The 25,278-nt window shown below is 44.4% G+C and carries 18 protein-coding genes and 1 riboswitch; of the genes, 11 read left to right on the plus strand and 7 right to left on the minus strand.

Going from position 1 to position 25,278, the window contains the following annotated elements; all coding sequences use genetic code 11:
* Nucleotides 1-20: 20 nt before the first annotated feature.
* Nucleotides 21-2,276, minus strand: coding sequence for a YcdB/YcdC domain-containing protein (locus tag N667_RS0107215; protein WP_027408957.1), 2,256 nt, complete (start codon nucleotides 2,274-2,276; stop codon nucleotides 21-23).
* A gap of 212 nt (nucleotides 2,277-2,488) precedes the next feature.
* Here N667_RS0107215 and N667_RS0107220 point away from each other — a divergent pair, with 212 nt between their 5' ends.
* From N667_RS0107220 to N667_RS0107250, 7 genes are all read left to right on the plus strand, one after another.
* On the plus strand, nucleotides 2,489-3,352 hold the full coding sequence (locus N667_RS0107220) for a DegV family protein (RefSeq protein ID WP_027408958.1): 864 nt from the start codon (nucleotides 2,489-2,491) through the stop codon (nucleotides 3,350-3,352).
* A gap of 59 nt (nucleotides 3,353-3,411) precedes the next feature.
* On the plus strand, nucleotides 3,412-3,543 hold the full coding sequence (locus tag N667_RS19365; protein ID WP_084278967.1) for a DUF3941 domain-containing protein: 132 nt from the start codon (nucleotides 3,412-3,414) through the stop codon (nucleotides 3,541-3,543).
* A 551-nt stretch (nucleotides 3,544-4,094) separates the two neighbouring features.
* A complete protein-coding gene (locus tag N667_RS0107230; protein WP_027408959.1) occupies nucleotides 4,095-4,757 on the plus strand; it encodes a response regulator transcription factor in 663 nt (220 codons plus the stop codon).
* Between the two features lie 9 nt (nucleotides 4,758-4,766).
* Nucleotides 4,767-5,873: a sensor histidine kinase gene (locus N667_RS0107235; protein WP_027408960.1), complete on the plus strand. Its 1,107-nt coding sequence runs from the start codon at nucleotides 4,767-4,769 to the stop codon at nucleotides 5,871-5,873.
* A 116-nt stretch (nucleotides 5,874-5,989) separates the two neighbouring features.
* Nucleotides 5,990-6,928: an ABC transporter ATP-binding protein gene (locus tag N667_RS0107240; protein ID WP_027408961.1), complete on the plus strand. Its 939-nt coding sequence runs from the start codon at nucleotides 5,990-5,992 to the stop codon at nucleotides 6,926-6,928.
* Between the two features lie 19 nt (nucleotides 6,929-6,947).
* On the plus strand, nucleotides 6,948-8,069 hold the full coding sequence (locus N667_RS0107245) for an ABC transporter permease (protein ID WP_027408962.1): 1,122 nt from the start codon (nucleotides 6,948-6,950) through the stop codon (nucleotides 8,067-8,069).
* 1 nt (nucleotide 8,070) lies between these two features.
* Nucleotides 8,071-9,216: an ABC transporter permease gene (locus tag N667_RS0107250; protein ID WP_027408963.1), complete on the plus strand. Its 1,146-nt coding sequence runs from the start codon at nucleotides 8,071-8,073 to the stop codon at nucleotides 9,214-9,216.
* Between the two features lie 93 nt (nucleotides 9,217-9,309).
* Here N667_RS0107250 and N667_RS0107255 read toward each other — a convergent pair whose 3' ends face one another.
* The 3 genes from N667_RS0107255 to N667_RS0107265 form a co-directional block, all read right to left on the minus strand.
* Nucleotides 9,310-10,962 carry a methyl-accepting chemotaxis protein gene (locus N667_RS0107255; protein ID WP_027408964.1) on the minus strand — a complete coding sequence of 551 codons (1,653 nt, stop codon included), beginning with the start codon at nucleotides 10,960-10,962 and terminating at the stop codon, nucleotides 9,310-9,312.
* 14 nt (nucleotides 10,963-10,976) lie between these two features.
* A complete protein-coding gene (locus N667_RS0107260; RefSeq protein WP_027408965.1) occupies nucleotides 10,977-11,954 on the minus strand; it encodes a BMP family protein in 978 nt (325 codons plus the stop codon).
* Between the two features lie 106 nt (nucleotides 11,955-12,060).
* Nucleotides 12,061-12,927 carry a S1 RNA-binding domain-containing protein gene (locus N667_RS0107265; protein WP_035098309.1) on the minus strand — a complete coding sequence of 289 codons (867 nt, stop codon included), beginning with the start codon at nucleotides 12,925-12,927 and terminating at the stop codon, nucleotides 12,061-12,063.
* 84 nt (nucleotides 12,928-13,011) lie between these two features.
* Between N667_RS0107265 and N667_RS0107270 the strand changes: the two genes are divergently transcribed.
* From N667_RS0107270 to N667_RS0107285, 4 genes are all read left to right on the plus strand, one after another.
* Nucleotides 13,012-13,503, plus strand: coding sequence for a YajQ family cyclic di-GMP-binding protein (locus N667_RS0107270; RefSeq protein WP_027408967.1), 492 nt, complete (start codon nucleotides 13,012-13,014; stop codon nucleotides 13,501-13,503).
* A 153-nt stretch (nucleotides 13,504-13,656) separates the two neighbouring features.
* Nucleotides 13,657-13,759, plus strand: a riboswitch (SAM riboswitch).
* Nucleotides 13,760-13,834: 75 nt separating this feature from the next.
* Nucleotides 13,835-15,685, plus strand: coding sequence for a bifunctional homocysteine S-methyltransferase/methylenetetrahydrofolate reductase (locus N667_RS0107275; protein WP_027408968.1), 1,851 nt, complete (start codon nucleotides 13,835-13,837; stop codon nucleotides 15,683-15,685).
* A complete protein-coding gene (gene metH / locus N667_RS0107280; protein WP_027408969.1) occupies nucleotides 15,678-19,085 on the plus strand; it encodes a methionine synthase in 3,408 nt (1,135 codons plus the stop codon). The genes N667_RS0107275 and metH overlap by 8 nt, the downstream gene beginning before the upstream one ends.
* Nucleotides 19,086-19,173: 88 nt before the next feature.
* Nucleotides 19,174-20,037: an SDR family oxidoreductase gene (locus N667_RS0107285; RefSeq protein ID WP_027408970.1), complete on the plus strand. Its 864-nt coding sequence runs from the start codon at nucleotides 19,174-19,176 to the stop codon at nucleotides 20,035-20,037.
* Between the two features lie 215 nt (nucleotides 20,038-20,252).
* Here the strand turns inward: N667_RS0107285 and N667_RS0107290 are convergent, their stop codons facing one another.
* Genes N667_RS0107290 through N667_RS0107300 form a run of 3 tightly spaced genes read right to left on the minus strand, consistent with a single transcriptional unit; the run spans nucleotide 20,253 to nucleotide 25,214 of the window.
* Nucleotides 20,253-21,281, minus strand: a complete 1,029-nt coding sequence (locus N667_RS0107290; protein ID WP_027408971.1) for a LacI family DNA-binding transcriptional regulator — start codon at nucleotides 21,279-21,281, stop codon at nucleotides 20,253-20,255.
* Nucleotides 21,282-21,299: 18 nt separating this feature from the next.
* Nucleotides 21,300-23,669, minus strand: coding sequence for a glycoside hydrolase family 31 protein (locus N667_RS0107295; protein WP_027408972.1), 2,370 nt, complete (start codon nucleotides 23,667-23,669; stop codon nucleotides 21,300-21,302).
* Nucleotides 23,670-23,681: 12 nt separating this feature from the next.
* Complete coding sequence (locus N667_RS0107300) at nucleotides 23,682-25,214, minus strand: alpha-amylase family glycosyl hydrolase (protein WP_027408973.1); 1,533 nt, start codon at nucleotides 25,212-25,214, stop codon at nucleotides 23,682-23,684.
* Nucleotides 25,215-25,278: the final 64 nt, after the last annotated feature.

A 25,278-nucleotide genomic window follows, 5' to 3' on the forward strand; every position in this document is an offset into this window, starting at 1 on the left:
TTTTCCGCATCGCTTTTCTGTTAATTTTCGGCAATAGCCGCATATTTGTTCATAAAACGATAAATAATGACAGCCATATCAGCGCGTGTTAATGGCGAAGCTGGCTGAAACTCGCCCGATTTCGTACCTGGCATGATTTTGAGTTTGCTGATTAAGCCGACATAGCCTTTATAATGAATTTTGTTCGCATCCTTAAACGTTACAGGGAATAAACCATTTTGCGAAGCAAGCTTGTCATATCCGAGTGCACGCACAAGCGTTACCGCAACAAATTCACGCGTCACTTGGCTGTTCGGTTGAAACTCATCTCGATCCATTTTAATCCATTTGCGGTCTACCGCGCGCTGCAAGTATGGATAATAATCCGCCTCTTTTTTTACATCCTTGAACGGTGCTGGTGCGTTTTCGTTATACCATGTTCCGTAATCGCCCACCGCTCGCATTAAAATCTCGACAAATTCTCCTTTTGTTACTATTTTATCAGGATATACCTTTCCGTTTTCGACATCGTAAATGTTGTAATCGATCATCGCTTGCAGCGCCTGCTCTTGCTTATGTCCTTTTATATCGGTTGCAACGCTTTGGTCATCAATCACTTTCCCTGTCGCTGCATCCTTCCATTTGCCGTCAATAGCATCCAAATATTTTTCCGTCCAAGTCGGCACTGGTTGATAAACTAAAATAGCCTCATTGCTTTTGCTTTCGTTTTGTGCGACTGTTGTAAAATAGCTTAAAGCAAATTTTGTATCGTTCAGATAAATTTCTTTTGCTTTTTCAAGGGAAACGACTTGATTCGGTACAGGGAACGACACGTTGCGCCACTCTGTATAAAAGCGAACAATTTTTCCAGTCTCGGCTGAAACGGTCACAGTCATTCCTTGTCCTTGTACCGGAATGCCATTTTCTTTACGATAAAAATAGATTTCATAAAACTGCGGTTTCGCTGCCTTTCCATAGCGTATTTCTTGAGGGGGAGCTGCATATAAACGGTCCGCCTTATCAGCAGCAATTTTCCTTGCAAAGTCGGAGGCAATTTGTAATGCCTGTTCTTTCGTATAGTTTATTTGTACGTTTTTCCCAGATTCCAAGTCTCTATAGATGGAATCGTCGTCAAAGCTGATGATTTCGCCAGTTTTCGCATTCACCGTCGCATTCAAGAAAGAATAGCCGTCGTCTTGGCTTCTCCACGTAAAGAACCAAACCGGAGTTTCATTGCGCTCTTCGTAATTTGCCGAGTTTAGCACCAAATTTTTTGGAAGCGGCAAAGCTTGTTGAACAATTTCATACGCTTCCTTCTGTGTTAATTCTTTATTGCGAACCGGAAGAGGAGTCGCCTGATTTGATAACGGCTTTTCTTCTCCCGATGAAGATAGTTCTACCGGTTTGCCGTATACGTCAATAAAATTCCCTGTGTGTGCATCAATCGTCATATTTATATTTCCATAATAATATTGATACATATTGGACTTAGGAACGTACATAAGCTTAGGCTTTGCATTGGCCGAAGAATCGAGCTGATAGCGCAATTCTAATTGAATACGATCTTGCAGCAATTTTTTCACTTGATCTTCGCTAATCACTTTCTCGTTCTTTTCAAACGTTACTTCATCATTCCAGTTATATTCAAATGTTTGAATTTCCCCGTTCCCATTAATCGTCACCATTATGTTATTCTCATAGTACGGAACGCTGTTAACGACTTGATAAAAACGGACCGCATAAAACTTTCGATTCCCATATGGCAGCCTTCCTTGCTGCTTTTTCAATTGCTCATCCATGACCGCTTCTTTAAGCTTGCCAGGGTACATCGTCTCGATATATTTTTTAGCGATGTCCACAGCCTGCTCGTAGCTTACTTTCGGAGGGAACGATGTATTATCATTTTTTTCATGGTATATATGCATATTGACTACTTTTCCTGTTTTCGCGTTGATTGTGACACTAATGTCATGATATCCCCGATCCTCTTTATACCATGAAACTTGCCATACTGGTTTATTTCCATACCAATCATTCGAGAATGAAATTCCTTGAAATTTATAATCTTTGTCAACTTTTACCGCTTTTTTAGCAATTTCAAGCGCTTCCTCTTTTGAAATGTTCACTCCTTCCATTTCTCTAACGTTGTTCGCTTGCATATTGATTCCTACCCGTTGATACAATTTTTGCTGCGGCGGCATATAGATTTTTTCTTCCGCCGCTTTTGCAGTAATCGGTCCTGCGCTCGTGGCCAGCACAGCGGTCACTAACAACTTTGAAAGCCATTTTTTATTCATTCGAGCAAATCCCCCTTTTACAATCATGTAAATTATTGGTTTAAAATCCATTTATTTAGACGAGCCTTACTTTCCAAAAGTTTCATTTTTTAATAAAAAATGATGTTTTTTCTTCCTCTAGCAACCGTTTACAAAATGGAAATTGTATTTTTTCTTTTAAGCTATTACACTTAATTAAGAACGAATTATTTTAAGGTAAGAAGGTGAAGAGGATGTCAATTGCCATTGTCGCTGATAGCGGATGTGACCTACCGTATTCTTTTTTACAAGAACGTCACGTTTCGTTTCTTCCGCTCATTGTTCATTTAAACGAAGCGGATTATGAAGATTTCATCACAATCGAGCCAAAGCAAGTGTACAACGCGATGCGGAATGGAGAAATACCAAAAACATCGCAAGCAAGCCCGCTTAAAATGAAAGAGTTGTTTACAGAACTTGCGAAGGATGGTCGATCTGCTATTTATATCGCTTTTTCTTCTCAGTTATCGGGGACGTACCAAACAGCGATGATGGTACGTCAAGAAGTGCTCGAACAATACCCTGACTTTCAGCTGACTGTTATCGATTCAAAATGCGCTTCGCTCGGCTTGGGGCTCGTCGTCATAAAAGCATGTGAATTAGCGCAAAGAGGGATGCCGTATGAACAATTATGCGAAGCAATTTCTACATATTGCCGCCATATGGAGCATATCTTTACCGTCGACGATTTAGAATTTTTAGCGCGCGGGGGACGGATCAGCAAAGCATCAGCCGTTGTCGGCGGACTATTGAACATTAAACCGCTTCTTCACGTAGAAGATGGGAAGCTGATTCCGCTTGAAAAAATTCGCGGCCGCAAAAAAGTGTTAAAACGGATCGTTGAATTAATGGAAGAGCGCGGAGACGATTTACAAAAGCAGCTGATCGGCATCAGCCATGGCGATGATGAGGAGGCGGCATTGGAGTTAAAGCGGATGATTGAAGAAAAATTCGGCTGCAACCGCTTTTATATCTCCCAAATCGGAGGGGCGATCGGGGCACATGCCGGCCCAGGCACGTTAGCGGTCTTTTTCCTTAACCAATATCTCGAAGCATAAAATCGCTTGTCGCTGAAAAAACTACCGATGTACGATTAATAAAAAGGAGTGCAAGCAATATGCCTCGTACAAGCGACAACGATAAAAAGGCGCGCGATAACAACGCGAAACGCCATGAAAAAAACATGCTACGGGAAAAAAATCGCCAAGCAGGAAAAAACGAATACTCTAAAAAGACAGACCATTTGTAAAAAGAGCTTGCTTGCAAGCTCTTTTTACATTTGAAAAACCTTAACGTTCTTCTTTGTAGCAGCTCTCCCTTTCTCTCTGCAGCGATTTGCAAGCACATGCAGTTGGTTTGACTAAAGCTATAATGCAGTACACTTCCCCTTTTTTATTCAATCTGTTCCCTCATTCCTTTGTTTACAATATTTTGTTATAATTAAATGATTCTCTCACAAATCATAAACCTCTCCCACCTACACTTCGCTTAGAGGTGGGAGAATTCTCAGTGAATATATTAAAATTTTCCCATCTCCTTCTCGTACAACAGTCGGCGAGTCAATCTTTACCGCCAAATAGAGCTGTCTATCGTACGGCCTTTACCTTTTAATTAATACGATGCGTCGCGTATTTGTGGACTAACAACCATTTTTATACGTTATTTTGTTTTGTATTTTTTAGTTGCGACCGCCATTCAGCCTTCTTTTGCCAAACAAATGGAGGTTGGCCCGATCAAACGGGCCTTCTCCCTCTTTACTTTAAGTAAAATATCAATTCGAATATGAAAGGACGTGAATGGATGAACGACCTCTCGCAAAAACCAGGAAAAATAAAAGTAATGATCGCCGATGATAATTCGTTTGTTCGAGAAGGGATGCGAATTATACTAAGTACATATGACGAATTTGACGTGGTAGCAACCGTCAATGACGGTCAAGAAGCCGTTGCATACTGCAAAAAATTCCCTGTTGATATTGCGCTGTTGGATGTGCGCATGCCGAATATGAATGGAGTCGAAGCCACGAAACTCATATGCGAACAAACAAACACAAAACCTCTGATCCTCACCACTTTCGATGATGACGAATACATTTTGGACGCCATCCGCAACGGCGCAAAAGGCTATTTTTTAAAAAACACCGATCCAGAAAGAATAAGGGAAGCGATCAAAGCCGTATATAACGGAAATACGATTATGCAAGACGTGATCATGGAAAAGATTAAATCGAATTTAACAACTGAAAAAGAAGCTCAACCTAAAATCGATAAAACGCTGTTTACAGAGCGGGAAATGGAGATTATGTCTTTAATTGCCAAAGGACTTTCCAATAAAGAAATTTCCAAGCAGCTCTTTATATCAGAAGGGACGATCGCCAATTATATCACATCGATTTTAGGGAAAACAGGCTTGCAGCATCGGACACAGATTGCCATTTATTATTTAACAGGAAAAATTCGCTGAGGGATGTCAATGGAACTTTTGTTCATTCTAAACAAACTTATTTTATGGCTATATATATGTATTTGCTATTTATACTCCAACCACATTAGCACTCCTTGGTTCGTTTTTGCTTCTCTTGTCTATCTTTGCATCAATATGAGCATTTATATTTTCAAAAAAGCATCGTTAAAAAAAGGGGTGGTATTTTTATCAATTGCTCTTATATTGCTTTCAAGCTTCCATATCTATTCTTTCTTTATTTTGCTGCTGCCGATTAACCTATATGAACTTTCAGCAAACCATGTTCACAATAAATGGGCGATATTCACTTTACTTTTATTTCCAATCGTCTTTATTCCAAACAATCTGCACCCGGTTTATTTTCTGACAGCGTGTTTTAATTTTATGAGTGTCGCCATGGCCGAACGCTATACGTTTCGAATAGCGAATTTAGAAGATAAGCTTGATACAATGCGAAGGGATCTACAGCGGCTAACGAAAAGCTTAAACGAATATCATGAATACATTAAGCAGTCACAATATACGCTTCAGTTAGAAGAACGGAATCGGCTCGCCCAAGAAATTCACGACCAAATCGGCCATTCGATGACCGGAGCGCTCATTCAGATGGAGGCCGCGAAGCGCTTAATGGACATCGATCATAACAAGGCGAAAGAATTTCTGCAAAATGCGATTCATATTTCCAAAGAAGGAATTGAAAATATTCGCATCACGTTAAAGCATATCAAACCGCGAGCGGAACAAATGGGAATCAATCGGGTGAAATTATTCATAGAGGAATTTTCAGCGCAGCACAATATTCAAATCCCTTTTGTTTGCAAAGGCAATTTGGAAGTCATTTCCCCAATTCAGTGGAAAATTATTTACGAAAATATTACTGAAGCCTTAACGAACGCCATGAAATACGCAGAAGCCACCGTCATTTCGATTGAAATTCACGTGCTGAATACTCTAATTAAAATCGAAGTCAAAGATAACGGAAAAGGAGCTGAAAAGGTAACAAAAGGCCTTGGAATCATCGGCATGGAAGAACGGGCAGCGTCCGTAAACGGCACTGTAATTGTCGATGGCACAAACGGTTTCTCTGTCACCACATTGCTCCCTGTCAATCAATGAACAGCTTCAGATGGAAAATATGAATATTCTCATGTAAAAGTAATGAACTCATGCACTTATATGAGTTCATTTTCTTTTTTATACTAAAGACATAACGAACACGAAGAGGTGAGATGATGAACATTTTGGAAATAAAAAATGTGACGAAAAAATTCGGCGATTTTATCGCAGTTGATAATATGTCTTTAACCGTAGCTGAGGGAGAAATATTTGGATTTCTTGGAACAAACGGAGCCGGAAAAAGCACAACAATCAATATGATTGCAGGACTGTTGCGAGCCAACGCCGGAGAAATCAAAATTCTTGGCAAAAATATTAGCAAGCATAGCCATTTCGCTAAAAAGAATATCGGCATCGTTCCGCAGGATATTGCCATTTACGAAGATTTGACGGCATACGAAAACGTGAAATTTTTCGCAGGGCTATACGGACTGCGCGGTTCCCAGCTACACGAACGAGTGGAAGAAGCATTGAAATTTGTCGGATTAAGCGATAAACATAAAAGCTATCCTAAAGGCTTCTCAGGTGGAATGAAAAGGAGATTGAATATCGCTTGTGCAATCGCCCATCGGCCTAAGCTCATTATTATGGACGAACCAACGGTGGGCATCGATCCGCAATCAAGAAACTATATTTTAAACTCTGTCAAAAAATTGAACGAAATGGGCTGCACCATTATTTATACAAGCCACTATATGGAGGAAGTCGAAGAAATTTGCTCTCGGATTGCGATTATCGATCACGGCAAAATCATCGCTGAAGGAACAAAAGAGCAACTCAAAGCCATTATCACGAATACAAAAGATGTGTGGATTGAAATTAAACCGATGGAGACGATCGATTTAAATAAAATACAATCCATTAGCGGCGTAAAAGCTGTTCAAATGGAAGAAAACTTAATTAAAGTCAGTTCGGATATCAGCGTTAACAATTTAAATACCATCATTCAATGTCTCATTAACGACAAAGTAGAAATACGTTCACTGAAAGAACAGTCGCCAAATTTAGAAACCGTGTTCCTTACTTTAACAGGGAGAAGTTTAAGGGATCACTAGTCCAAAGGAGAGATGTTTTTTGAATATCATTCGCATTGCTATGAAAGAAATAAAAAGTGATTTTCGGGATCGAAGAACGCTCGTTTTTATGCTGGCATTCCCGATTGTATTAATGCTCATATTAGGAACGGCTTTATCTAATGCCTTTAATACTACAACTTCTGTTGGCCAGATCCATGTATTATATAAAGATCAAACATCAGGAGAATTTTCAAGCTATGTTCGTCAGTTTATGAAAGAAGCCAAAAAATCCGATATTCATTTTAAACGAGCCTCTGGTCAGCTTGATGCAAAAAAAGAGGTACAGCAAGACAATTATGATGGATATATGGCAATCACCAATGAACAAATCCAACTATATGTGAACGATACAAACTCGATCAAAGCGAGCATTATTCAAGGAATGGCGGCAGCGTTTGCCGATCAGTATAACATCGCCACAGCCGTCGCACAAGTAAAACCCGAGCAAGTGCAACTATTAATGAACAACAAAGTACAAAATAATTATATAAAAGAAACGTCCCTTCATTCTAAAAGACAGCCAGGTGCAATGGACTATTATGCGATTGCCATGACAACGATGATCGCCCTTTATGGAGCCTTGCCAGCCAGTTATTTAATTCGGGGAGAACGAACGCGCAAAACAGCAGATCGATTATTGGCAGCACCAGTCCATAAATTTGAAATTTTTATTGGAAAAATACTTGGAAACGTCGTTGTGAATTTTCTTTGCGTAGCCATTGTCATTACGTTCAGCAAATTCGTCTTTAAAGCCTATTGGGGACATCATCTTGCTCTAGTGTATTTTGTAGTATTTACAGAAGTATTATTTGCCGTTAGCCTCGGTCTTGGGATCAGCTATATTGCAAGAACAGAAGGAGCGGCCAGAATGATTCTTATGGTTGTTATACAGCTAGCGTCCTTCTTGGGCGGAGCGTATTACAAAATAGAAGCTACAGGCACAATGGAAAAATTGATAACGAACCTCTCCCCCCTCACATGGGTCAATACAGCCCTTACAAAAATCATTTATGTGAACGATTTATCAGCTGGTTCCTTCACCATGCTGTTAAATGTCGGATTCGCAGCGCTGTTTTTGCTGATCGCTGGAACGGCGTTCACAAAACAGGAGGGATTATAACATGCAAGATGTAATGTGGTTAGTTAGACATACCTTAAAAAAGACGTTCAGTAATAAAAAAAATATCCTATTGTATTTTGGCACGCCGCTCATCGGAATTATCATATCCTTGTTTGTCTACAGCGGTTCTAACGAAAAAAATGTGCACATCGGCGTTGTCAACAACGATCCTCATTATATTACGAATGATACGATCCATTTTATCAAAGGGTTAGAACATCTTTCGGTAACGAACATTAAAAAATCGGAAATAGACGATCAAATCACATCCGGCAAGCTCGATTGCGTGCTTGTTTTTCATCAAGGCTTTTCCAAAAGCGTCGAGCAAGGACGACCCGGCCATCTGCAAATCGTTTCGATTCACGGAGCGGAAATTACCGGTTTCGTCAAATCATATTTATATCACTACATCAATAATATTAGTGCACTTGGAAAAATCGCAAACGGGGATGAGCGCACATTTTGGCAAATGTACGAACGCTACCAGCAATCGCCGTTCCGTACATCAGTCCATCCGCTAAAAGATACATCGAAAAATATCGGCATGACCTATCAGACCATCGGATATTTGCTGATGATTATGCTTTTTTCAGCGGGCAGTTTAGCGGAAATGATCGTGCGAGAAAAAGAAAATCGAACGTATTTCCGATTATTATCCGCCCCGATTAACGGAAACAAATATATATTATCAAATATCATCGTCAACATGATTGTGATGACCGGACAGATTATGATTACACTAGTGATGATGGATCAGGTATTTCACATAAAAACGAATATTGCTTTTTGGCAAATGGCAGCTATTCTGATGTTATTTTCACTAGTAGCCATCGGCATCGCTTTTATAACGGTCGCTTTTGCAAACAGCTCTGCTTCAGCAGGAGCGATGCAAAACTTGATCGTTGTTCCTACCTGCATGCTTTCAGGCTGTTTTTGGCCGGCGGATATTATGCCTACTTTCGTACAAAAAATAGCTAATTTTCTGCCGCAACGCTGGGCGCTAGACGCGTTATTAAAATTGCAGCAAGGTCATTCCTTTGGAAGCTTATATTTGAATCTGCTCATTATTCTCGCGTTCGCGCTGATCTTTTTCCTCGTCTCGGCCTATAAGTTTGGAAGAAATAACAACGTTAATAATTTTGTATAATAGGCTCCTTAATCGTAATGAAGGCCCCTCTCGTCCTTAAAACAAAAGTTCTCCACCTTGAAAGTCGTGGAGAACTTTTATTTTATGATCAATTTATTCCATACGAAACTTCGCCATCACTGTATGCAATTCATCCGTCAATTGACGCAGCATTTTGACTTTTTCAACCATATTTTCAAAAGCGGTAAGCTGTTCGGACATCGAAGCGGCAATTTCTTCGCTTCCGGCAGCCGATTGCTCGACAACCGCGCTAATGCTTTCAACGTTCTGGAGCACCCTTTCTCCGAACTGCTTTGAGGCGGCGACATCGGTCACAAGCGCTTGAATATCAGTTGAAATTCCTGCGACTTTGCTTTCAATCTCAGTAAAAGCAGCTGCTGTCGTTTCAATCGATTGCGATTGCTGTTCAGCAATTTTCACTCCTTGTGCCACTGCGGCTGAAACGGAAGCCACCCCATGTTTAATATGGGAAACTGTTGTGAAAATTTGCTTTGTCGCCTGAGCAGACTGCTCCGCAAGTTTGCGCACTTCCTCTGCCACCACCGCGAATCCTTTCCCCGCTTCGCCCGCTCGCGCCGCTTCAATGGCTGCATTTAAGGCAAGCAAGTTCGTCTGTTCAGCAATTTCCGATACGGCCTTCGCCATTTGCTCAATGTCCGTCGCATGCTCGATAAATTCTTTCGTCTCCCGCTCAATCAACGATGTCGCTTCAGCGTTATTGCGGATCAACTCCATCTGCTGTTGAATCGCTGCTTGTCCGTCGCGGATCGCCTCGACTGCGACTTCACTGTATTGCGCTGTTTGTTCCGTTCTCTCGGCTGTTTGTGCGAACGTATTGTCCATTTTTTCAATGAGCAATACCGCTTGCTGCAACTCTTCAGAAATACTTTGAGCGCCGGATGATAACTCATTGGTCGATAAAGCGACTTGCCGATTGATTTCTGTTAACGTTTGATTTTCCTGTTCAATCTCTTTAGCGAACGCTTCGACCCGTTTGCTAGCATCATCAACAGAATGCAATAACCGCTTTAGTTCGTCCACCATTTGATTAAATGCCGCGTTCAGCTCACCAATTTCGTCACGGTTCTTGTAAGCAACGCGCTCGACAAGCAAGTTGCCTCTAGCAATTTCGGTTGCGTTCGCTGCAAGCCGTTCAAGCGGTTTCGTAATCGAACGCGTCAGCCTTAAGCTGCTCCCTCCCGACAATACAAAGAGCACCACGCAGCCAATCACTGATGCCCATACTACGAAACGAATTTGGCCTTGTAAATCACGTTGCAATTGTTCATAAAAATCGTTTGTATACAGCTGCAGAACATATAAATCGTTAATCGCTCCTTCAATGCGCATCGCTTGCCGTCTCGCTTCAGATTCGTTGCGGCTGTCGAGCGCTTCCAAAGATCGAGCGCGCACATCAGAAAATTTCCGTTTCGCTTTTTCTAACAATACACGAAACTCTTTTTGCTTCAACATCTTTTCAAGCTGGCTTATCATTCGCTCCGTTTCATTTACTTGCGTGATCACTTCCTGCTTGTTGCCTTCTGTCATATTATACGCAAAGTTATTTAAGCCTTGTTTCGCCGACTTCATGCTTGCCTCAAGCTTTTGTACCGTCAGCAATACAGGAACAATATCTTTGTTCGTCGATTGAATGGATAACATATTCGCAATAATAAATCCCATAATCACTATCGATAGTAGTATCGAGATCGTCGAATGAAGCCATAGCTTTTTCCGAATTGTCATTGTAATCCCCTTTTCTATTCTTTCGTTGTCACTTGTCCGCTTTCCACTTTTTCTTTCCATTGTTCTAAAAGCTTTTGCTGCGGCTCATTCCATGGCACCACTCGGATCGGCGCAAGACCGACCCCGTTTTCCTTCAATCCTAACTCAACAGTTCCTGTTGGAATCTCGCCCTTTTTCACGTATTCCTTTAACACAGTAAGCAGCGCTACATCGACGTTTTTGACCATCGACGTGACAACCGCTTTTTCCGCATAAAAATATTGGTCGCTATCGACACCGATGGCATATACTCCGTGCGTTTCCGCCTCGCGCAATGCACCTACTCCAGTAAACCCGGCAGCTGTATAGACCACATCGCTTCCTTTTTGAAACATGCCTCTAGCAATCTTTGCTCCAAGCTTGTCGTTGCCAAAATCACCGGCATACACGATATCAACGGATGCAGAAGGTTTTATCGCATGTACCCCTTTTTCAAAGCCGACAGCAAATTTGCGAATTAGCGGCACATCAGCCCCGCCGATAAAGCCGACTTTGTTTGTTTTAGTCGTTAGCGCCGCAACAAGCCCGGCAAGAAAGCTTCCCTCATCTTCTTTAAATGTAATCGATGTCACATTTTTTAAATTGGAAACGGCGTCGATTAAAATAAATTGTTGCTTCGGATATTGCTTCGCGACTTTTTCCAAATCTTGTTGCACCATAAATCCGAGACCAATAACAACGTCGTTTCCTTCTTCAACAAGTTCTTTCAATCCTTGTTCATACGTTTTCGTATCTTGCAACTCCCGATAATCAAAAATGATGCCAAGTTCATCGCGCGCTTGCATTAATCCGCGAAAAGCAGAGTCACTAAACGATTGATCTCCTAGTCCGACGTCAGACAACATAATGCCGACTCGTATCCGTTTTTTTGAGTTCACAGCCTCTTTTGTCGAACAGCCGGCAAAGAGACCGACAATCATGATCATAGCAATAATCAGTCGCAGTTGTTTCATCTCTTTTCCCCTCGTTTTACAATATTTCCACTGTTTTTATCGGTTATATTGTATAATCTTTTAGTTTTTCTACAAAAAAAACGGAGCTTTTTCGCTCCGCTTGTTTTCACGATTCTTCTCTTTTGATGTACGTCCATCCATTTTCCTGATATACCTTTTTCTCTTTCATTAAGCGCCCTAAAGCCCGCTTAAAGGCCGCTTTGCTCATTTGGAAACGCGCTTGAATGTCGTCTGGGTCGCTTTTGTCGTGATACGGCATCGCCCCGCCTCTGCTTTCCAGATAACGATAGATCATATCAGCATCTTCATCGATCGTTTCATGCTTTCTTGGGAGCAGGGATACATTCACCGTTCCGTCTTCTTTGACGGCAATAACACGTCCTTCGACGATTTCGCCAAGCCGCGGTTCTCTCCGGCGCTGGGACTCGTGAATAAACCCGATATATCCGACATCTGAAATGAGAAACGATCCGGCTTTAATAAGCCGATAGACGCGGCCGCGAATATTTTTGTTAAATATAGATTCCGGCGCCTTCACAGCAATTTGCTTCATCACTTCATCATCCGCCAGCTCAGCAAGCAACCGTCCCCGCTTATCGGTTTTTAGCGAACAATACAGTTGATCGCCGCGCTTAGGCCAAAGCGTCGGAAGCGGCGGCAAATCATCAAGCGATACGAGCACATCTTTCGAAATTCCAATATCGACAAAGACGCCTAACTTCGGAACAACATCGACCACTTCGACCCAGTCGTACCGATGATTGGTGATTTTTGGCTTTTCCATTGTCGCACATAGCCGCCCCTCGTGGTCTTGATACAAAAAGACCGTTACTTCCTCATCAATCGAAAGCGGGCGTTCCGTTTCTCTTTTGTGAAGCAGCACTTCTTCTTTACCGTTTGTTAAAAAATAGCCAATAGACGCTTCTCGTTTGACTGTTAATATGGTTGTTTCTCCTGCTTTTAATGGCTTCATGGATGCATCTTCCTTTTTATTGTTTATCATGCTACATTTTACTATAATAAGTACGAAATGACCAAATTTTGCTGGAGGTAGTGTATGTCGAAAGAAAGCTCATTTGATATTGTATCCAAAGTCGACTTATCTGAAGTCACCAATGCCATTAATATCGCGCTGAAAGAAATTCAAAATCGTTATGATTTCAAAGGAAGCAAAAGCGATATTTCTTTAGAAAAAGAAGAGCTTGTCCTTATTTCCGACGACGAATTTAAACTAGAGCAACTAAAAGATGTGCTCATCGGAAAACTCATTAAACGCGGCGTCTCAACAAAAAATATCCATTATGGAAAAGTCGAACCGGCTTCCGGCGGAACAGTGCGCCAACGCGCGAAACTTGTTCAAGGCATCGATAAAGACAATGCGAAAAAAATCAACACGATTATTAAAAATACCGGCCTAAAAGTAAAAAGTCAAATTCAAGAAGATCAAATTCGCGTCAGCGGTAAAAGCAAAGACGATTTGCAAAAGGTGATTGCCGCGATTCGTGAAGCCGACCTGCCGATCGACGTGCAATTTGTCAATTATCGCTAAGACAACCTTATAAAAGCCTAATTCTGCAACGAATTAGGCTTGTTTTTATGACACAAACGCGGTACAGCGATAAAAGAATAAAAATTTGTAGTTGAATATTTTCATAAAATTATTTAAATTATAAATAACCATTTTTTAAAACTTCATAACGATTTCTTATCAAGAGAGGGGGAGGGACTGGCCCTATGAACCCTCAGCAACCTGGCAAATGCCAAGGTGCTAATTCCAGACAAGCATGTTGCTTGGAAGATAAGAAGGAGCAGCGCAAAAAGTCTTCTTCTTATTGTAGAAGGCTTTTTTTATTTTATTGAAGAAGGACGGGGGAATGAATGTGGGTCTGTTAGAAGACTTGAAAGAACGAATTGTTATTGCCGATGGCGCGATGGGCACTCTATTATACTCGCACGGTGTCGATCGCTGTTTTGAAGAATTGAACCTCTCTAAGCCGGATGATATTGTTCATATCCATGAAGCTTATATTACGGCAGGGGCCGAAGTCATTCAAACAAACACATATGGCGCCAATTATATTAAACTAGCCCGCTATGGATTAGAAGATGAGGTGCAATCTATTAACCGAGCGGCGGTAAGATTGGCCAAACAAGCTGCGGAAAACCGCGCCTATGTCCTCGGAACAATCGGCGGGCTGCGCAGCATTAACAAAAGCGCCATTACACTTGAGGAAGTCAAGCGGACGTTTCGCGAGCAATTATATGCCCTTTTACACGAAGATGTCGATGGAGTACTGTTAGAGACATATTACGATCTAGAAGAATTAAAGACGGTGCTTTCCATCGCCCGTAAAGAAACAAAACGCCCAATTATTGCCCATGTCACCCTTCACGATATCGGTGTGTTGCAGGACGGTACCCCGCTTAGCAAGGCGCTTACCGAGTTGGAACAGCTCGGGGCGGATGTCGTTGGACTGAATTGTCGCCTCGGTCCGTATCATATGATTCGCTCGCTTGAGGAAGTGCCTCTTCCAAAAACAGCATTTCTTTCAGCATACCCAAACGCAAGCTTGCCCGACTACCGTGACGGCCGCCTCGTCTATGAAACAAATGAAGATTATTTTCAAGAAACGGCACTCTCCTTCCGCGCCCAGGGCGTCCGCCTTATCGGGGGATGCTGCGGTACAACGCCTAAGCACATTGAAGCGATGGCAAAAGCGCTCATCGACCGGACACCCGTCCTGAAAAAAGAGATCAAACAGCGGCAAACCGCGCTTGTCGTTTCATCGCCTGAACCGACAACAGAACCGCCGCTTCAAGACATTGTAAGCAAACGGAGATCCGTGATCGTTGAGCTCGATCCGCCGAAAAAACTCGGCATCGCGAAATTTTTAGAAGGGGCGAAAGCGCTGAAAGAAGCGAACATCGATGCGCTAACGCTCGCCGATAATTCGCTTGCGACTCCGCGCATCAGCAACGTCGCGCTCGGAACGATCGTCAAACAACAAGTCGGCATGCGGCCGCTCATTCATATTACATGCCGCGACCGCAATTTAATCGGCTTACAATCCCATTTGATGGGCTTGCATACACTCGGTATGACCGATGTGCTGGCGGTGACCGGCGATCCGTCAAAGATCGGCGATTTTCCTGGCGCTACATCCGTCTATGATCTATCTTCATTCGATCTCATTCAGCTCATTCGCCAATTCAACGAAGGCCTGTCTTATTCTGGACAGCCACTTGGACAAAAAACGAATTTTTCAATCGCCGCCGCCTTTAACCCGAACGTTCGCTACTTAGAGAAGGCAGTTGAGCGGCTCGAGAAAAAAGTCCAATGCGGCGCCCACTATTTTATTTCGCAGCCTTTATATTCGGAACAGAAAATCGAAGAAGTATACGAAGCGACAAAACATCTCGAAGCCCCCATTTATATCGGAATTATGCCATTGACGAGCGCCCGCAACGCCGATTTCCTTCATCATGAAGTGCCGGGCATCACATTGTCCGATGACATTCGGGCGCGCATGAACGCCTGCGCGAACGACCCGATTCAATCGGCAAAAGAAGGCATTGCGATTGCAAAATCATTGATTGACGCTGCATTCGATTTGTTCCACGGCATTTATTTGATCACCCCGTTTCTACGCTACGAGATGACGGTAGAATTAGTTCATTATATCCACGAGAAAGAGCGCTTAAGCTCAGAAAGGAAGGTGCTTCATGGCTAGCCAACTATACGAACAGCTGCGCAAAAAAATTTTAATTATTGACGGGGCAATGGGAACGATGATTCAAAGCGCTGGACTTACGGCCAACGATTTCGGCGGCGAAGAGTACGAGGGGTGCAACGAATATTTGTCCCTCACCTCCCCTCATGTCATCAAACATATTCACGAGGCGTACCTAGAAGCTGGAGCGGACATTATTGAAACAAACACATTCGGAGCGACGAACATCGTCCTTGATGAATACGGCCTCGGTCACCTTGCGCTTGAACTGAACATTCAATCAGCTAAATTAGCAAGGCAAGCAGCCGATCAATATTCGACACCGGACTGGCCGCGCTTCGTCGCCGGTTCGATGGGGCCAACAACAAAAACACTATCCGTCACGGGTGGAGCGACGTTTTCCCAATTAGTTTCCGCCTACGAAGAACAAGCGCGCGGGCTCTTAATCGGCGGCGTCGATCTCCTTCTTTTAGAAACGTGTCAAGATACGCTCAACGTCAAAGCCGGTTTTATCGGCATTTCCAAAGCGTTTCAAACAATGGGAAAAACGGTGCCGATTATCATTTCCGGAACGATCGAGCCGATGGGAACAACGCTTGCCGGGCAATCGATTGAGTCGTTTTTTATCTCCGTCCGCCATATGAAGCCGTTGGCCGTCGGATTAAACTGTGCAACGGGACCAGAGTTCATGACCGATCATTTGCGTTCGCTTGCTGCGCTCTCAGACACTGCCGTCAGCTGCTATCCGAACGCAGGACTGCCGGATGAAGAAGGCCATTACCACGAAACGCCGGAGATGTTGGCGGCCAAAATTCGCCGCTTTGCCGAAAAAGGCTGGATTAACATCGTCGGCGGCTGTTGCGGCACAACGCCCGACCACATTCGGGCTATCGCCGAAGCGGTTCGCGACCTCCCGCCGCGGCCGATTCCCGCTTCGTTCGATATGCACGCCGTCTCCGGCATCGAGCCTCTTATTTACGACGAAACGATGCGCCCTCTTTTTGTCGGCGAGCGAACAAACGTGATCGGCTCGCGCAAATTTAAGCGCCTCATTGCCGAAGGAAAATATGAAGAAGCGGCAGAAATCGCCCGCGCTCAAGTGAAAAATGGCGCTCATGTCATTGATATTTGTCTTGCGGACCCCGACCGCGACGAAAAAGAAGACATGGAGCGGTTCATCGAGCATGTGGTCAAAAAAGTGAAAGTGCCGCTTGTCATCGATTCAACCGACGAAAACGTCATCGAATGCGCCCTATCGTATTCACAAGGGAAAGCGATTATCAACTCGATTAATCTAGAAGACGGCGAAGAACGATTTGAAAAAATTGTGCCGCTCATTCATCAATATGGGGCAGCGGTCGTCGTCGGCACGATCGACGAACAAGGCATGGCAGTCGACGCGGAACGAAAACTCGAGATCGCTTTGCGTTCATATGATTTGCTCGTCAACAAATACGGCGTACCGCCGCACGATATTATTTTCGATCCGCTTGTGTTCCCGGTCGGCACAGGCGACGAACAATACATCGGCGCCGCAAGCGAAACGATTCAAGGCATCCGCTTGATTAAAGAGCGCTTGCCCCAATGTCTAACGATCCTCGGCATCAGCAACGTGTCGTTCGGCTTGCCGCCGATCGGGCGGGAAATTTTGAACTCGGTCTTTTTGTACCATTGCACACAAGCAGGGCTCGACTACGCGATCGTCAATACGGAAAAACTCGAACGGTTCGCTTCGATTCCTGAGGAGGAAGTGCAATTAGCCGAGGCGCTATTGTTTAACACCAATGATGACACGTTAAACACGTTTATTCAATTTTACCGCGACAAAACAAAGGAAGCGAAAACAACGAATAAAAATTTGTCGCTGGAGGAACGGCTCGCCGCCTACATCGTGGAAGGATCGAAGGAAGGCTTGATTGCCGACTTGGAATTAGCACTGCAAACGTACCCTTCCCCGCTCGACATTATTAACGGACCGCTTATGGCGGGAATGGATGAAGTCGGACGATTATTTAACGACAATCAGCTGATCGTGGCCGAAGTGTTGCAAAGTGCCGAAGTGATGAAAGCAGCCGTTGCCTTTTTAGAGCCGTACATGGAAAAAACAGAAACAAGCACGAAAGGGAAAGTATTGCTCGCCACCGTCAAAGGCGATGTGCATGATATCGGCAAAAACTTAGTTGACATTATTTTAAGCAACAACGGCTACCAAGTGGTTGATTTAGGCATTAAAGTCACCTCGCAGCAGCTGATCGAGGCGATCCATGCAGAACGTCCTGACATTATCGGCCTATCAGGTCTGCTTGTGAAATCGGCTCAACAAATGGTGCTAACCGCACAAGACTTAAAACAAGCGGGCATTTCTCTTCCGATTTTGGTCGGCGGTGCCGCGTTATCGCGCAAATTTACCGAAAATAAAATCGCGCCGGAATACGACGGCATCGTGCTGTACGCCAAAGATGCGATGGATGGACTCGCACTTGCCAACCGCCTGCAACAAAATGAAATTGAATATGAACGGAAAGAAAAAAGCGCATCCGCTTCAGTGCAGCGCTCAGAGTCAACCGTCATCACCAAATCAAATGTTTCGGCAAACGTCCCTGTATTTGTACCGACTGATTTAGAACGGCACGTGTTAAAGAACGTTCCGCTTGCCCATGTGGAGCCGTATATGAACTGGCAAATGCTGCTTGGGCATCATCTCGGTTTAAAAGGAAAAGTGAAAACGCTGCTTGCCGAACAGGACGAAAAAGCTCTCGCGCTCAAACAGCTCATCGACGAGTTGCTTCATGAAGCGAAAGAGAAGCAGTGGATCGCGCCAGCGGCCGTCTATCAATTTTTCCCGGCGCAAAGCGATGGCAACCGCCTCTATATTTACTCGCCGTCCGATGCCAAAACCGTCATCGAAACATTCGAGTTCCCGCGGCAGCCAAAAACGCCATACCTTTGTTTAGCGGATTATGCGAAATCGGTGGAAAGCGGACAAATCGACTATGTCGGCTTCTTTGCGGTCACAGCGGGAACGGGCATCCGCGAGCTTGCCCAACGTTGGAAAGAAGACGGGCAATTTTTGAAAAGCCACGCCGTTCAAGCGTTGGCGCTTGAAGTCGCTGAAGGGTTAGCGGAGCGCATTCACCAAGTAATGCGCGACCGCTGGGGTTTCCCGGATGATCCAGATTTTACGATGGAGGAACGGTTTGCGGCAAAATATCAAGGGCAGCGGTTTTCGTTTGGCTACCCGGCCTGTCCAAACCTAGAGGATCAAGAGAAGCTGTTCCGCCTCTTGCTCCCTGAAGAAATCGGCATTCATTTAACGGAAGGATTTATGATGGAGCCGGAAGCGTCCGTCTCAGCGATCGTGTTTGCCCATCCGGAAGCGAGATATTTCAACGTTTTGTAAAAGCCAAGGCGATGCGCCTTGGCTTTTCATAATTTGCGGCCATTGTTCCATAATAACAAATAAATGATGCTCCAAGGAGGAAAGGACAATGGTTACAAAACAGCAGGCAACATTGCCGCCGCAACACCAAAACCGTCAACCGGGCTTGCAGACAGAAATGACGCCGCAGCCCGTATCCGAAGACCCGACGTATCGAGGAAGCGGCAAACTGAAAGATAAAGTCGCTTTAATTAGCGGCGGCGATAGCGGCATTGGCAGAGCCGTGGCGATTTATTTCGCGAAGGAAGGAGCCGATGTCGCGATTATTTATCTCAATGAACATGAAGATGCAGAAGAAACGAAGCGGCAAGTCGAAGAAGAAGGTCGGCGCTGCTTACTGATCCCCGGCGATGTCGGCGACGAGCATTTTTGCATGGAAGCAGTCAAGCAAACCGTCACTGCCTTTGGCAAGCTGGACATTCTTGTCAACAACGCGGCTGAGCAGCATCCGCAAGAGAGCTTGCTCAATATTACATCCGAACAATTGGAAAAAACGTTCCGCACAAACGTCTTTGGCTATTTTTATTTGGCAAAAGCTGCTCTTCCTTATTTAAAAGAAGGCAGCTCGATTATCAATACGTCATCGATCACAGCCTATGAAGGCCACGAGCAGCTGCTTGATTACTCCGCCACAAAAGGAGCGATTGCAACATTTACCCGCTCGCTTGCCAAATCGCTCGTGCAAAAAGGCATTCGCGTCAACGGCGTTGCTCCTGGCCCGATTTGGACGCCGCTCATTCCGTCGACGTTCTCAAGTGAACAAGTCGCATCATTCGGCGCCAATACACCGATGAAACGGCCGGGGCAACCGGAAGAAGTCGCACCGAGCTATGTCTTTTTAGCAAGCGATGACGCTTCTTACATTACCGGACAAATGATTCACGTCAACGGCGGAAAAATTGTGAATGGATAAGCCTTTTATCATGTTACAATATAAAGGAAATTAAGTTCTCAATGCTTATATCGGGAAAGAGCTGTTTGGACAAATTGTAGTAGACGTTCAGTAGCCTCTATTTTTCATAAGTGATGCGAAAAACGCTCGGTACGGAAAATCCGAGCGTTTTTGTTGCTTATTACATTGCTATTTATTCTGTTTTCTGAAACGAACCGATTGTACGGCACGGACTTTTATTTTCTCGAATTGTAATCGCACGAAAAGCGCTTAATCAGGTGATGCGGAATGATAATACGCTTAATCGGTTCATTCGGATTCGCAATTCGTTCAATCAAATTTTTCCCTGCTTCATATCCAAGCTGGAAAATATGAATATCGACCGATGTTAACGGCGGACGGGAAATTTCCGCGAGCAGCGTATTGTTAAAGCTGACAATCGATATGTCATCCGGAACGCGCAGTCCCATCTCATCAAGCGTATTTAATACGCCAAGCGCCATCAAATCGTCGGCAACGACTAAAGCGGTTGGCGGTTCATCCAGCGACAGTAGCTCTTTCATCGCTTCCTGCCCGCCTTCTTTCAAAAATTCTTCATGCATGACATACTCTGTTCGGTAAGGTAATCCCGCTTCTTTTAATGCCTCTTCGTATCCGAGCAACCGGTCGACGGTCACTAAATAGCTGACATTGCCGCCGACAAAAGCGATTCGCTCATGCCCAAGCTCGATTAAATACTGGGTCGCTTCTTTTGCCGCCCGATAATTGTCATTATCGACGTGAGTAATTTCTTCCGCCTTTTGGTGCGGTTTACCGATCACGACGAATGGAAAGTCGTTTTGCTGTAAATATTTCATAAGTTTGTCGTTCACCCGCGAATACAGTAAAATGACCCCATCAACGCGGCGGCCTTGCAGCATTTCAATAACTCCTTCATAAATCTCGTCTTCTTTTTCTCCTGTCGACATTTGCAGCGCATATTTCTTTTCGTGCGCCGCTTTGCTAATGCCGCGAATCACTTCGGGAAAAAAGGGGTTTTGCAGCGCCTGATTGGCCGAGCTTGGCATGACAATGCCGATCACTTGCGCTGATTGATTCGCCAAGCTGCGGGCGATGAAATTCGGATGGTAGCCGAGCTCTTTCATCGCCTCGCGCACTTTTCGCTTCGTCTTTTCACTAATGCGTGGGCTGTCCGCAATCACCCTTGAGACAGTAGAGGGAGCGACATTCGCTCGTTTCGCAACATCTTTAATTGTGACATTCATCGCTCATACTCCCCCTTTTTATATATTCTTGTTGTCTGTAATCCATAATATGCGCTGCTTTTCATCCCATGTTCCCTGCTGCTCTCCGTTTACGATCACTGTTGTTCTCTCTGTCGCTCCATGAATAGCAAACGATAGCTCCCAATCCGGGTGGTATGCCCCTTCTTTTCTTGTAGCAATTCGGACGGAATGTTCACTATATTCTAAGTCTACGTGCAAGCGGAAATAGTCTCCTGTTTCGTAAGCGAATGTCTGTCCATCATCATCATATAATGTGTATGTCGCCGTGCCTTCGTCGTTCTTATATATATGAATGATACGGCGGCGATCCGGCATATCGGTAGAGCGCCTTACATCGCCAAGCGCAATCGCCGAACCTTGCTTAATAAAGATCGGCAGCGTATCTAACGGAGCATTGATGAGATGGTAGCGGCCGCCTTCAAGTATGTTCTCGGTCCAATAATCGACCCAGCGTCCCGGCGGCAAATAGACTGTCCGATGGGTAGTGCTTGGCGTCATGATTGGCGCGATTAACACATTGGCGCCTACGAGAAATTCATCATATAAATGATACGTGTCTTCGTCATCAGGATACTCAAAAAACAATGGCCGCATCACCGGCGCTCCCGTCTCGTGCGCTTCGGCAAACAGCGTATATAAATGCGGCAGCCATTCATAACGCATTTCGATATATTTTTTAATAATGCGCTCATACGTTTCGCCAAACGCCCACGGCTCTTGGCGGCGGAAACCGATGGCGCAGTGGTTGCGGAAATATGGCGTAAACACTCCGACCTGCGTCCAGCGCGTTAAAAGCTCTCCGTTAGAGTCATGGGCAAAACCGCCAACATCTGGGCCGCAAAACGCAACACCGGATAATCCTAAGTTCATGCACATCGGCAGCGACATTTGCAAATGCTCCCAAAAGCTGCGGTTATCTCCTGTCCATACAGCGGCATAGCGCTGAATGCCTGAGAAACCGGCGCGCGTCAGCAAGAACGGGCGCTTTCCGTCCAACAGCTTTTTCATGCCGTTGTATGTCGCTTCTCCCATCATCAATCCGTAAAGATTGTGAAGTTCACGATGCGTTTTCGGATCTCCATCGTTGTCATGCATCACAGCAATATCCATCGTTTTTGTTTCATTAAACACAGACGGTTCGTTCATATCGTTCCAAATACCTTCAATGCCTAAGTCGGCATAAAACTGATGATTGTCGCCCCACCAGCTTCGCACTTGTTCGTTTGTGAAATCAGGAAAAGCGCTTTTCCCCGGCCATACTTCGCCGAAAAAGATGTCCCCTTCAATATACTTGCAAAAGTAGCCAGAGCGCACTCCCTCTTGGTAGACGCGATATTCCGGATCGGCCTTGACGCCCGGATCAACGATCGGCACGATGCGGATTCCGTTTTGCTTTAAATCTTCAATCAGCTGTTTCGGATTCGGAAAGCGGTTTCTATCAAACGTAAACACACGATAGCCATCCATGTAATGAATATCCAAATAAACCGCATCGAGCGGAATCTCTTTTTCTATAAATGTTCGCGCCAGTTCCCTTACTTCTTCTTCTGTTTCGTAGCTATAGCGCGACTGATGATAACCGAGCGCCCATTTAGGCGGAATCGGCATTCGCCCCGTCAAATGTGTATACTGCCGAAGCACATCTTTCGGGGTCGGGCCGGCCAGCACGTAATAATCAATGGCGCCCCCCTCGGCCCAAAAACAATACTCGTCAGCCTCTGTTTGAAAATCAAACGTCGTTTTATGTGTATTATCAAAAAACAGACCGTGGGCGTATCCGTTTCTTACCGTCATAAAATACGGATGCGACTGGTAGAGCGGATCAGTTTCTGGGTTGTGCGGCGCATACACATCCGTATTCCACATCGTCAGCCTTTCGCCGCGCTTATCAAGAAAACCCGTTTTTTCGCCCAATCCATAAAAATGATCGGCTTTATCCATTGTTTTGTAACAGTAAACATGCCCTTCATACGTAAAGGCCATGCCCCTTTTTTCTTCAGCCATCAGCAAACGTTCCGTACGGTCGTAAACGAAGACGCGCAATGGACGTTTTCGCAACATGACTAGCAATTTTTCTGTGGCAAGTGTAACCGCTTCATCCGTCTCCTTAATCTCGACGTTCACTGTGTGCGGCTGTTTAATAATCGCCGGGCTTGTCCGCAAGCTCGTTTCCCCAAAAGGATTGAACGCGATGCGCACAATATCTTCATCATAAAAGCAGACTTTAACGACACCCCTATCGCATTGAAACGAAGCAACGTTCCGCTCATATAAAAAGGAAGACAGATTGCCAATGTCGATTAAGCGGTTTTTACTCTTTTCGCCGTCGCGATCAGGTAAAATGGCAAAGCTTGTGTCTTCAAGCACTTCCTCCACCTCCTAAGCAGCGCGCTTTGATCGTTTTTTGAGATAATATAAAAACAGGCCAAATAGTACATAAACCGCAACGAGCGCGGCGATAAACGGCACGTTTAATCCTGTCTTTTTCGCCAGCACGTAAACTTCCGCCGTTTCCCTGTTGGAAATAATATCGTATCCATTTTTATCGCTTCGCACCAAATCGCCCGCCAATAATCCCCGCAGCTCTTTTCCCGGCGCAAGCTGGTCGTTTGTCAAATGGACTTTTTGCGTCTTTGTAGTATTGTTGATGGCAATAACCGCTGTTTCTTTTTTATACGTTCGCTTAAAGACCGCCATCCCGTTTTTCTCATACAAAAGCGTAAAGTCGCCGCGCCGTAATGAAGGCAATTGCTGGCGCAGTTCTCCGATTTTCGTAATGTAATCAATAATTTCTTTATCTGTTCGGAAATCCATGAGCCGGCGATTATCGGGATCGTTTCCTCCATTTAATGCGATTTCGGTGCCGTAGTACATAATTGGAATGCCTGGTGCTGTAAATAAATACGTTAATCCAAGCTTAATTCTTGTAATCGGGTTTTGCTTATGGTCTAAAGCCAGTTTCGTAAACCGAACCGTATCGTGATTGTCAAGAAACGTTCCAAGTAAATATGGCCGATCATAAAAAGCCACATTTCGTTTCCACACGTTGTAAAGCGGTTCAAGCGATTGATCAGCGCTGCTTAAAGTTGCCGATGCTTCTTTATAAAAAGGAAAATCAATAAATCCGTCGATTCCGTATTTTCCGTAGTCAGCAATGTAGCGAGGGTCGTCGCTCCACACTTCCCCAAGCAAGAAAAAGTCTTTTTTAACCGATTTTACTTCGCGTGAAAACTCTTGCCAGAATGATTTAGGCACGTGCTTCATTGCATCGAGCCGGTAGCCGTCGATATCCGTTTCTTTAATCCACCATTTTGCCGCATCAATTAAATAGCGCTTGACTTCCGGGTTTTCTTGCGCTAAATCAGGCAAGCCATACAACCACCCATTTTCCACCTCTTTTGGATCGGCCCAGTTGACGATGTCTTTTTTCTCATGAAACCAACCTTTTTTCGTCGGGTCATTTACCCACGGATGATGCGGGCCCACATGATTGGCAACAAAGTCTAAAATCACTTTCATACCGCGTTTATGCGCTTCTTTTACTAGCGTTTTTAAATCAGCCAGCGTGCCGAAATGCGGGTCGACTTGATAAAAATCGGACACCCAATAACCATGATAGCCACCTGGTTCATTTTTAAAAATCGGGGTCAGCCAAATAGCTGTAAATCCCATTTCTTTAATGTAATCAAGCTTGGCAGTCACCCCTTTTAAGTCGCCGCCGAAATAACCGCGCGGATTATTAATATTGACGTCTTGATCGTTTGTCGGATCCATATTATTAAACCGGTCGACCATAATAAAATAAATCGATTCATCTTGCCACGTCCGCTTTCCTCCTGATTCCGCCCGCGCCGGAACAGCCGCCGCAAGCAAGAAGAAGACAGCAAGAAAAGAAGCAAGTATTCGTTTCATCCTTCCCACTCCCTATTCATTCCAAGTCTACTGTTTTAATATAGCTTGAAATAATGTGAAAGGA

It is taken from the genome of Anoxybacillus tepidamans PS2 (assembly GCF_000620165.1).
Taxonomy (GTDB): Bacteria; Bacillota; Bacilli; order Bacillales; family Anoxybacillaceae; genus Anoxybacteroides; species Anoxybacteroides tepidamans_A.